This window comes from Pedomonas sp., assembly GCF_036515995.1.
GTDB lineage: Bacteria > Pseudomonadota > Alphaproteobacteria > Sphingomonadales > Sphingomonadaceae > Pedomonas.
Map to the genome: position 1 here is coordinate 1 of NZ_DATBUP010000166.1, position 10,073 is coordinate 10,073.

Sequence of the window (10,073 nt, forward strand, 5' to 3'; positions counted from 1 at the left end):
CCGGCCTCGAAGCTCGAGCGGGTCGGCGACACTCCCAATCGCCGAGGCACGAAAATCAGCTTCGTTCCCGACGTCGAGATCTTCGGGGCCGAGGCGCGGTTCAAGCCGGCGCGGCTCTACCGGCTGGCGCGGTCCAAGGCCTATCTGTTCGCCGGGGTCGAGATACGCTGGCGCTGCGACCCGTCGCTGATCTCGGACGACACGCCCGCCGAGGCCGTGTTCCAGTTCCCCGGCGGCCTTGCCGACCACCTGCGCGAAGTGATCGATGACCGCGAGTGCGTCACCGCCGACATCTTCGCCGGCCGTGCAGACTTCCCGGATGGTCAGGGCTCGGTGGAATGGGCCATCGCCTGGCCGGTCTATGGCGAGGGCGGCGGCACCTGGTACTGTAACACCATTCCCACGCCGCAGGGCGGCACGCACGAGTCCGGCCTGCGTCAGGCGCTCAACCGCGGCCTCAAGGGCTTCGGCTCGCTGATCGGCCAGCGCAAGGCGGAGCAGATCACGCCTGACGACATCCTCGGCGGGGCCGAGGTCATGCTGTCGGTGTTCATCCGCAACCCGCAGTTCCAGAGCCAGACCAAGGATCGCCTCACCTCGCCGGAAGCCACCAAGCTGGTGGAAACGGTGGTGCGCGATCACTTCGACCACTGGCTGACCGAGGACCAGAAGCGCTCCAGCGCCCTGCTCGGCTTCATCCTCGACAAGGTGGACGAGCGCCTGCGCCGCAAGGCCGAGAAGGAAGTGAAGCGCAAGACCGCCACTTCCAAGCGCAACCTGCGCCTGCCCGGCAAGCTGACGGACTGCGCGGCCGATGCCTCCGAGGGCACCGAGCTGTTTATCGTGGAAGGCGACTCGGCAGGCGGCTCCGCCAAGCAGGCGCGCGATCGCAAGTTCCAGGCCGTGCTGCCCATTCGCGGCAAGATCCTGAACGTGGCCTCGGCCAACACGGCCAAGATCGCGCAGAACCAGGAAGTGCAGGACCTTGGCCTCGCGCTCGGCTGCGGCACGCGTGATCGCTACGATCCGGCCAACCTGCGCTACGAGAAGATTATCATCATGACGGACGCCGACGTGGACGGCGCCCACATCGCGACGCTGCTGATGACCTTCTTCTTCCAGGAAATGCCGGGTCTGGTGCGTGATGGGCACCTGTATCTCGCCCAGCCGCCGCTCTACCGCATCGCGCAGGGCGGCACCGTGCGCTACGCCCGCGATGACGCGCACCGCGAAGAGCTGATGAAGACCGTCTTCAAGGGCAGCCGTGGCAAGGTGGAAGTGAGCCGGTTCAAGGGTCTTGGCGAAATGCCGCCCGCCCAGCTCAAGGAAACCACCATGGATCCGAAGAACCGCACGCTGCTGCGGGTCACCCTGCCGGCGGAATATGAGGAGCGCGCCGAAGTGCGCAATCTGGTCGAGCGGCTGATGGGCAAGAAGCCGGAGCATCGCTTCAACTTCATCCAGTCTCACGCCAAGTTCGTCGAGGATGTGGACATATGAAATCAGGCGAAGCGCCGTGGTTCGGCCACCTGCCGGTGGCCGGAGACGTTCCCTTTGCGCTCAATCCGGAGCTTGATCTGGCAGCCCTGCGCGACGAGTTCGCCCGCAATCGCCGCATCCAGATCCGGGACGTGCTGGCACCGCAGACCGCCGAGCGCCTGCACTTCGCACTGGCGCGCGAGACGCCCTATGGCCTCGCCTACTATGAGGACAGCAAGGCTCGCTACATCAGCCGCGCTGATCTGGAGAAGCTGCCGCCGCAAGAGCAGCACCAATTGCTCGGCGGCATTCTCCAGCGGGCCAGCACCGGTACGTACAGCTACGCCTACAACTGCTACCCGATCCTTGATGAGTATCTGGCGGACCGGAACCAGCACTTCTACACCCACCGCTGGATCGAGTATGTGAACAGCGAGGCGGTGACCGGCCTTGTGCGTCACGTCACCGGCTTTGACGATCTGGTGAAGGCGGATGCGCAGGCCACCTACTACAGCCGCAACCAATTCCTGTTCCTGCATACCGACAGCCACGTGATGGAAGGCTGGCGCGTCGCCTACGTGCTCAACATGTGCAAGGACTGGAAGGAAGACTTCGGCGGCTACCTGTTGTTCTACGATGAAGACGGCAACGTGACCCAGGGGTTCAAGCCTGCCTTCAACACGCTGAACATGTTCGCCGTGCCGCAGCGCCACAGCGTCAGCTACGTGCCCAACTTCGCCCCGCCGGGCCGGTTCGCGCTGACCGGGTGGTTCCGGAACAAATAGTGCAGGTGATAGATCTGCAGTCACATGTAAGGGGCGGGTTTTCCGCCCCTTTTTCTTTTAGACCCGGCCAATGTGCACGCCGAATCCCATAATCGAGAGACGGTGCGCAGGTATCTTCAACACGTGCACACCGTCTCTCGGATGACTGCAACCTCACGCCGCGAGGAACTGGTCCTCGCTGAGCGCATAGAGCAGGTCTGCGCCCCTCGTGACGGGACCCAGAAGCGCCACGTCCTGCGGCAGGATCTGCTCGGCGTAGAACCGGGCGGTGATCACCTTGGCGTTGAGGAAGTCTGCTTCTGCCTCACCTGCGCCCAGTCGCCGGTCCGCCTCCACTGCCTGCCGGGCCAGAAGATATGCGCCCACCACCGAGGCGAACAGGCGCTGGTAAGGCGTGGCGCTTCCAGCCACATCGTCCGGCTGATTGGCATGGTTGACCAACCAGTGGGTAGCTTCCTCAAGGCTGGAAACTGCCTCAGCCAGCGGCGCCTTCAGCGTGGCGACTGCCCCGTCGCCCGGCAGCGTGTCGGTGAAGCTGCGGATATCGGTGAACAGCTTTTGCCAGTGCGCGCCGCCGTCCATCGGCAGCTTGCGGCCCACCAGATCGAGTGCTTGAATGCCGTTGGTGCCCTCATAGATGGGCGTGATGCGGGCATCGCGCAGATGCTGGGCCGCACCGGTTTCTTCGATGAAGCCCATACCGCCGAACACTTGAATGGCGAGGCTGGCCACCTCGACGCCCGTGTCGGTGGCGTAGGACTTGGTGAGCGGTGTCAGCAGGTCCGCCAGCCCCCGCGCCGCCTTGCGGGTCTCTTCATCGGCTGCGTGAATGCCCCGGTCCACCGCCGCTGCGTTGCAGTAGGTCAGCGCCCGCACGGCTTCCGTTCGCGCCTTCATGGTCAGCAGCATCCGGCGCACGTCAGCGTGTTCGATGATGCGCACCGGTGTGCGGGCCGCACCCAGTCGAGCCGACTGAACCCGTTCCTTTGCGTAGGCCACGGCCCCCTGATAGGCTCGCTCGGCGATGGCCACGCCCTGAAGACCGACGTTGATGCGGGCATGGTTCATCATGGTGAACATGGCGCGCATGCCGGTGTTCTCTTCACCCACGAGGTAGCCAACGCAGCCGTCATTGTCGCCGTAACTCATCACGCACGTCGGCGAGGCATGAATGCCCAGCTTGTGCTCGATGGAGACGCAGCGCAGGTCATTGCGCGCACCCAGAGTACCATCAGGGTTCACCAGAAACTTGGGCACGATGAAGAGCGAGATGCCCTTTGTGCCTGCCGGTGCGCCGGGCGTGCGGGCGAGAACGAGGTGAACGATGTTCTCCGAAAGATCATGCTCGCCAAACGTGATGAAGATCTTCTGGCCCTTGATCCGGTAGGTTCCATCCGGCTGCGGCTCGGCCTTCGTCTTCAGCGCGCCAACATCCGAGCCCGCCTGCGGCTCGGTCAGGTTCATGGTGGCAGCCCATGCCCCGTTGACGACTTTCGGGAGATAGGTCTGTTTCAACTCTTCCGATGCGTGCGCCTCGATCGCCTCGATCGCGCCCAGCGTCAGCATCGGGCACAGCGAGAAGGCGAGGTTCGCGCTGGTCAGGCTCTCCTGCACCGCCAGAGACAGAACAAACGGCAGGCCCTGCCCGCCGTATTCGGTGCCGGCGGACAGCGAGCCCCAGCCCGCCTCCACATAGCGGCCGTAAGCCTCCTTGAAGCCCGGCGGCAGCGTCACCGTGCCATCGTTCCATTGCGCGCCCTGCTCATCACCCACACGGTTGAGCGGTGCCCACACGTCCTCTGCAAACTTTCCGGCTTCGTCCACAATCACGGAAACCAAGTCTGCACTTAAATCGCCAAATCCGGGAAGGTTCGACAATTCATCAATATCTGCAATAGTTTCGAGAACGAACTTCTGTTCCCGGATCGGAGCTTGGTAAGTCACCGGAATGTCCTCCTGCGGTGAACGAGAGAGACGCACAAACAGTAGCACTTTTCACCCGCTGACCGTATAGCGGCCTGTCATGAGCGATCAGTCAACATCCAATCACGCTTTCGATACGGCGGTTCTTCCAGCCGATGCAGCCGGTATTGCGGCGGCGGCCGAGACGCTGGCAGCCGGTCAGCTGGTCGCCGTGCCGACCGAAACCGTCTATGGTCTTGCGGCAGACGCGACCAACGGCGAAGCCGTGGCCCGCATCTACGCCGCGAAGGGCCGCCCGTCGTTCAATCCGCTGATCGTGCACGTTGACGGTCCTGCAATGGCCGCGCAGCTTGCGAACATCCCGCCGCTGGCGGAGAAGCTCATGCGCGCCTTCTGGCCCGGTCCGCTGACGCTGGTGCTGCCGGCCCGGCTGGACAGCCCGGCCGCCAGCCTGGTGCAGGCGGGCCTGCCGACGATCGCCATTCGCTGTCCGCACCACCCGGTTGCGCAGGCGGTCATCGCCAGCCTCGGCCGTCCGATTGCCGCGCCCAGCGCCAACCCGTCCGGCCGCATCAGCCCCACCAAAGCGGAGCATGTGCTGGCGGGGCTGACGGGCCGCATCCCGCTCATTCTCGATGCCGGACCGACCGAGGCGGGCCTTGAGTCCACCATCGTCGCGGTTGAAGGTAACCAGTTGCGCCTGCTGCGCCCCGGCCCGGTGCCGGCCGAGGCTCTTGCCGACATCGCCCCGGTGTTCGCGGCAACGGAGGGCAAGATTCAGGCGCCCGGTCAGATGACCAGCCACTATGCGCCCTCCCAGCCGGTGCGGCTCAATGTCACCACTCCTGATCAGAACGAGTTTTTCATTGGTTTCAATGGATTGGCCGGGAATATCAACCTCAGCCCGCAAGGCAGTCTGATCGAGGCCGCCGCCCGCCTGTTCGAGGCCCTGCACATCGCCGAAGCCAGCGGCGCATCCGGCATCGCCATTGCGCCCATTCCGGAAACCGGCCTGGGTGCTGCCATCAATGACCGGCTCCGCCGCGCCGCCGCACCGCGTTGAGAGCGCAGGTTCCATAGGTTTCAGATCCATCATACGGGCGTGCCGCTGCACGTCGGACTCACACCAAAATAGCATGAATGCACTATATCGGGCCATTCATGCCACAGGACTGACCGCAATACAAACGACGGCGCAGGTAAAAATGAAATGTTGTAAAAACAGCAATTTACAGCAGATACCTTATGCCGCCGTCGGAAGCTTGTAATCCTTGAACTGGCGACGCAATTCCAGCTTGCTGATCTTGCCTGTGGCGGTGTGTGGAATCTCGTCCACGAACACCACGTCATCGGGCAGCCACCATTTGGCGACCTTGTCGCGCAGAAAAGCGAGGATCGCCTCCTTGCTTACTGTCTCCTCAGGCTTGCGCACCACGATGAGCAGCGGTCGCTCGTCCCACTTGGGATGGGGAACGCCGATCACGGCCGCCTCGGCAACCGCAGGATGGCCCACGGCAGCGTTCTCCAGATCGATGGAGGAAATCCACTCCCCGCCGGACTTGATCACGTCCTTGGCGCGATCAGTGATCTGGATGAAACCAAGCTCATCGAGCGTGGCCACGTCTCCGGTATCGAAATAGCCTTCCTCGTCCAGGATATAGCCGCCCTCACCCTTGAAGTAGCGCTCGACCACCGCCGGCCCGCGCACCTTGAGGTGCCCCGCCGAGGCGCCGTCGCGCGGCAGCACGCGGCCTTCATCGTCGGTGATCTTCAGATCGACGCCGAACATCGCGCGCCCCTGCTTGGCCTTCAGGTCCATCTGCTGTTCGCGCGGCAGCGCCATGGCTTCCGCGGTCAGGGTGCCGATCGAGCCGACGGGAGACATCTCCGTCATGCCCCAGGCGTGACAGACCGTGATGCCATAGCGGTTCTCGAACGCCTCGATCATGGAGCGCGGCGCGGCTGCTCCGCCGATCACCACCCGATCCAGCGGCTCAAGGCTGGTCCCGGTCTTCTCCAGGTGCTGGAGCATGGCCAGCCAGACGGTCGGCACGGCAGCGGTGCTGGTCACCGCCTCCTCGGTGATGAGCTTCTGCAGGGTCGGCGCATCGAAGTGGGGGCCGTTCAGCACCAGCTTCGCCCCGACAATCGCCGCGCTGTACGGAATGCCCCAGGCGTTGGCATGGAACATGGGGACAACCGGCAGCGTCACGCCTGAGGAGGTCAGGCCGATGGTGTCGCCCAGGCTGATGAGCAGCGCATGCATCACGGTTGAGCGGTGGCTGTAGAGCACGCCCTTGGGATGCCCCGTGGTGCCGGAAGTATAACACAGGCCGCAGGGATCGGTCTCCGCCATCATCGGCCACTCGAACGTGCCGTCCTCGGCCGCGAGCAACTCCTCGTAGCACAACGCTCCGGGCAGGCTCGTCTCGGGCATGTGGCTGCGGTCGGTCAGGATGACGAAGTGCTTCACCGTCGTTAGGTGCGGCGCGATCTTCTCCACCAGCGGCACGAAGCTGAGATCGAGCAGCAGCACCGTGTCTTCGGCATGGTTGATGATGTAGATGAGCTGCTCGGGGAACAAGCGCGGGTTCAGGGTGTGGGCCACCGCCCCCATGCCGGAGATACCGAACCACGCTTCCAGATGCCTGTAGGTGTTCCAGGCGAGCGTGCCGACCCGGTCTCCGGTCTGAACGCCAAGCCCTGCCAGCGCCTCTGCAAGCTGCTTCGAGCGGTGCCGGGCCTCCCGCCATGTGTAGCGGTGCCGCTCCCCCTCAACCGTCTGGGTGACGATCTCACGCCGCCCGTGCGCAACGGCAACATGGTCGATCAGCCGCCAGATCAACAGGGGCCAGTCTTGCATTTTTCCGAGCATCTGCGCCTCCCCAGGTCGACATCTGTCAATTTTGAGAGGCTAACACCGGCTTTGGCGCCACGGCAACGCCGCGTCAGAGGGGGGATGGCTTATTTCTCGCCCGTCTCGCGGATGAGATCGGCGTAGCTCATGCCCCAGTGGGCAAAGCCGTGCCGGTAGAGGGCATTGTTGGTGAGGCGCGCATCATCCGTGATCTCCGGGCCGAGCCATTCGGGATGCTCGAACGGCTCGTCGATGGAATGCAGCTCGGTCTCGGCGATGATGAGCCCGGCGTTCTCCCCCTCGAACACATCGATCTCCCAGAGCCTCCCGGCGTCCCGCACAAAGTGGCGGGTCTTCTCGATGGCCGGGCGCGCGGCCAGCCGTTCGATGATGGCCGCCCCGTCTTCCGACGGAATGGGCCACTCGAACTCCTGCCGGGTGCCGGAGGAGACGCCCGCCTTCAGGGTCAGGAAATAAGCATCTTCCATGGAGCGCACCCGAACCGACAGGTCCTCGCGCTGGTTGAGATACACCTGCCGCACGCGAACGCTGCGCTCCGGCACGGGCCATAGGGTGGACCGCACCAGGAACCGGCGTTCAATCTCCAGATACTTGGGAATAGGCGCCTCGTTAATCGACAGCTGACAGAACTGTCCGCACTGCGTCGCGGTAACCCTGCGGCATGTCAAGGCGATCCACCTCGCCGATGCCGATCCAGGCCGCCTCGCAGTGCTCGTCGCTGAGGCACAGGTCAGGCAGATCGAAAGCTGCCTCGTTCATCAAGGCATAGAACGTCACCAGCCGCGCACGACGCTGGGGGCGCACGTAAAGCCACTCGCCCAGCAGCCGAACGGACGGCAGGGGCAGACCGAGTTCTTCCCGAACTTCACGGGCCAGGGCGTCTTCCAGCCCCTCGCCCTCTTCCAGATGCCCTCCCGGCAGGTCCCAGCGGCCGTCGGCCTGACGCAGCAGGAGGGCCCGGCGCTCGCGCGGGCAAACAAGCTTCACCGCGGCGGACAGGGCGAGGCCCTCTTCCGCCACCATGGCCGATTTCAAAAGCATCCGTTCCTCCCTTGAAACGCAGGATGCATGTCAACTCTTACCCACAGATGAACCGACGCAGAAAAAAAGCCACTTGACTCTAGTGGAACAAAACGTGAACATGGCCGCAAGTTGATGGAAAACGGGGGTTTGCCATGTTTCTACACGCAGTCGCACTCGCATTTTTTCTGAGCATCGCACTGGCCGGCATCGCAGCGGTGGTGGGCCCCTGGCGCACCGCGATGGCCGCGCTGCGCGCAGGCATGGTGACTGAAAACACGAAGCGGGCGGCTTCGTTTGAAGCACGCCCGCTGCCGATGATCGAACCGGGTCCGGTGGTGGCTCCGGCGTTCTCTGCGCCGCTGGGTCAGCCTATCCGGCTGCGTCGTCAGCGCCGTCTGCGCCGGTCGTCCCTGGCTCAGCCGTCGTCCGGCCTGTCGTGGCTGCAGCGCCAGAGCCTGCGGTTTGCACCGCAGCCTGCTCACGCTTTTGCCGCAGCAGGCGGCCATAGCTACGCACGCTGAAGATGATGGTGATGGCATAACCGATGGACAGCAGCGAGAGCGTGCCCCACGGTGCCGTGAAGAGGCTGGCGGCGAACAGGCCCACCAGCAACAGGACCGGCAGGCGCATGCTCCGCTTCAGCTTCACCGATTTCCAGGAGAAGGTCGGGAGGTTGGAGACCATCAGGAAGGCCGTCACCGCCACGATGACGCCCGCGACCGCCGGTTCGCTGAAGAACGTGGTCTCCAGCCACAGGTCGAGGAACACGGGGCTGAGCGTCAGCCCCGCCCCCACCGGCGAGGGAACGCCGGTCAGGAACCCGGCCTGCTTGTGCGGCTGGTTGTCAACGTCCAGCTGAGCGTTGAAGCGGGCCAGACGCAGGGCGCAGCACACCGCGTGGGCCAACGCCACCACCCAGCCGATGCCGCCCAGATCGTGCAGCGCCCACTGGTAGATGATGATGGCGGGCGCAACGCCGAAGGCGATCACGTCCGACAGGGAGTCCAGCTCCGCGCCGAAGCGCGAGGCCCCCTTCAGCAGCCGGGCGACTCGTCCGTCGATGCCGTCCAGCACACCCGCGATGATGATGGCGGCGACCGCCTTTTCCCAGTTGCCGATGATGGCGAAGCGCGCGCCGGTCAGACCGAAGCACAGCGCCAGCACCGTAATGGCATTGGGAACGAAGGCCCGCATGGGCAGAAGACGCGCCCCTGCGTCCTTCTCGCCCTCGGCCTCGTTTCCAGCCAAGTCCTTGTCCGTCACGTCACCGTCCTCCGGTACGCCCCCGAAAGATGCGCTCACCGGCGCACCCCTCCCATGATGTGAGAGTCGCCAATACGCGCAAGGATGGTCTCGCCAGCCACCATGGTCTGGCCAACGCACACATGCGGCGCCGTGCCATGCGGCAGATACACGTCAACGCGGCTGCCGAAGCGGATAAGGCCGACGCGCTCACCGGCTGCCACCTTGTCCTCCTCGCGCACGAAGCGGATGATGCGGCGGGCAACCAGACCGGCGATCTGCGTCATGCCCACCTTGGTGCCATTGTCCATGCGAATGACGAACATCTGGCGCTCGTTGTCCTCGCTCGCCTTATCCAGATCGGCATTGATGAACTTGCCGGGGATATAGACGATTCGTTCGACAGCGCCTGTCACCGGCGTGCGATTGATGTGGACATTGAACACGTTCATGAAGATGGAAACGCGCGTACGCATCTCATCGCCCAGACCCATTTCCTTCGGCGGCACCACGTCCGTGATCATGCAGATCACGCCGTCCGCCGGGGAAATCACGAGATCATCGCCCACCGGGGTCACGCGCACGGGGTCACGGAAGAATGCCAGCACCCAGATGGTGAGGATGACGCCGATCCAGCCGAGGGCAGTCCAGCCGAACAGGAAGAACAGCAGCGTGATCACGCCCGCAATGGTTGCGAACTTGCGCCCTTCCGGGTGAACCGGCGGCAATTTGGTCAGAAAATC

9 protein-coding genes are annotated in these 10,073 nt (G+C 64.2%); 3 read left to right on the top strand and 6 right to left on the bottom strand.

What is annotated here, in order from left to right; all coding sequences use genetic code 11:
* Positions 1-1,500 (top strand): toprim domain-containing protein (locus VIG90_RS12740; protein ID WP_331593899.1); only part of this gene is annotated, 1,500 nt, incomplete at its 5' end.
* Positions 1,497-2,264: a 2OG-Fe(II) oxygenase gene (locus VIG90_RS12745; RefSeq protein WP_331593900.1), complete on the top strand. Its 768-nt coding sequence runs from the start codon at positions 1,497-1,499 to the stop codon at positions 2,262-2,264. The genes VIG90_RS12740 and VIG90_RS12745, both read left to right, overlap by 4 nt.
* Before the next feature lie 153 nt (positions 2,265-2,417).
* On the opposite strand, the gene VIG90_RS12750 is transcribed toward VIG90_RS12745, so the two are convergent.
* Positions 2,418-4,208 (bottom strand): acyl-CoA dehydrogenase, encoded by a 1,791-nt coding sequence (locus VIG90_RS12750; protein ID WP_331593901.1) that lies wholly within the window; start codon positions 4,206-4,208, stop codon positions 2,418-2,420.
* Positions 4,209-4,287: 79 nt separating this feature from the next.
* Between VIG90_RS12750 and VIG90_RS12755 the strand changes: the two genes are divergently transcribed.
* Entirely contained in the window at positions 4,288-5,250 is a 963-nt protein-coding gene (locus VIG90_RS12755) for an L-threonylcarbamoyladenylate synthase (protein ID WP_331593902.1), read from the top strand.
* Positions 5,251-5,430: 180 nt separating this feature from the next.
* On the opposite strand, the gene VIG90_RS12760 is transcribed toward VIG90_RS12755, so the two are convergent.
* The 5 genes from VIG90_RS12760 to VIG90_RS12780 form a co-directional block, all read right to left on the bottom strand.
* On the bottom strand, positions 5,431-7,062 hold the full coding sequence (locus VIG90_RS12760; RefSeq protein WP_331593903.1) for a long-chain-fatty-acid--CoA ligase: 1,632 nt from the start codon (positions 7,060-7,062) through the stop codon (positions 5,431-5,433).
* A gap of 89 nt (positions 7,063-7,151) precedes the next feature.
* On the bottom strand, positions 7,152-7,733 hold the full coding sequence (locus VIG90_RS12765; RefSeq protein WP_331593904.1) for a CYTH domain-containing protein: 582 nt from the start codon (positions 7,731-7,733) through the stop codon (positions 7,152-7,154).
* Complete coding sequence (locus VIG90_RS12770; protein ID WP_331593905.1) at positions 7,675-8,106, bottom strand: NUDIX hydrolase; 432 nt, start codon at positions 8,104-8,106, stop codon at positions 7,675-7,677. The genes VIG90_RS12765 and VIG90_RS12770 overlap by 59 nt, the downstream gene beginning before the upstream one ends.
* Positions 8,107-8,457: 351 nt before the next feature.
* Complete coding sequence (gene pssA, locus VIG90_RS12775) at positions 8,458-9,390, bottom strand: CDP-diacylglycerol--serine O-phosphatidyltransferase (RefSeq protein ID WP_331593906.1); 933 nt, start codon at positions 9,388-9,390, stop codon at positions 8,458-8,460.
* The gene (locus tag VIG90_RS12780) at positions 9,387-10,067 is read right to left on the bottom strand and encodes a phosphatidylserine decarboxylase (RefSeq protein ID WP_331593907.1); all 681 of its coding nucleotides are present in this window, start codon (positions 10,065-10,067) and stop codon (positions 9,387-9,389) included. Before VIG90_RS12780 ends, pssA begins: the two co-directional genes overlap by 4 nt.
* Positions 10,068-10,073 lie beyond the last annotated feature (6 nt).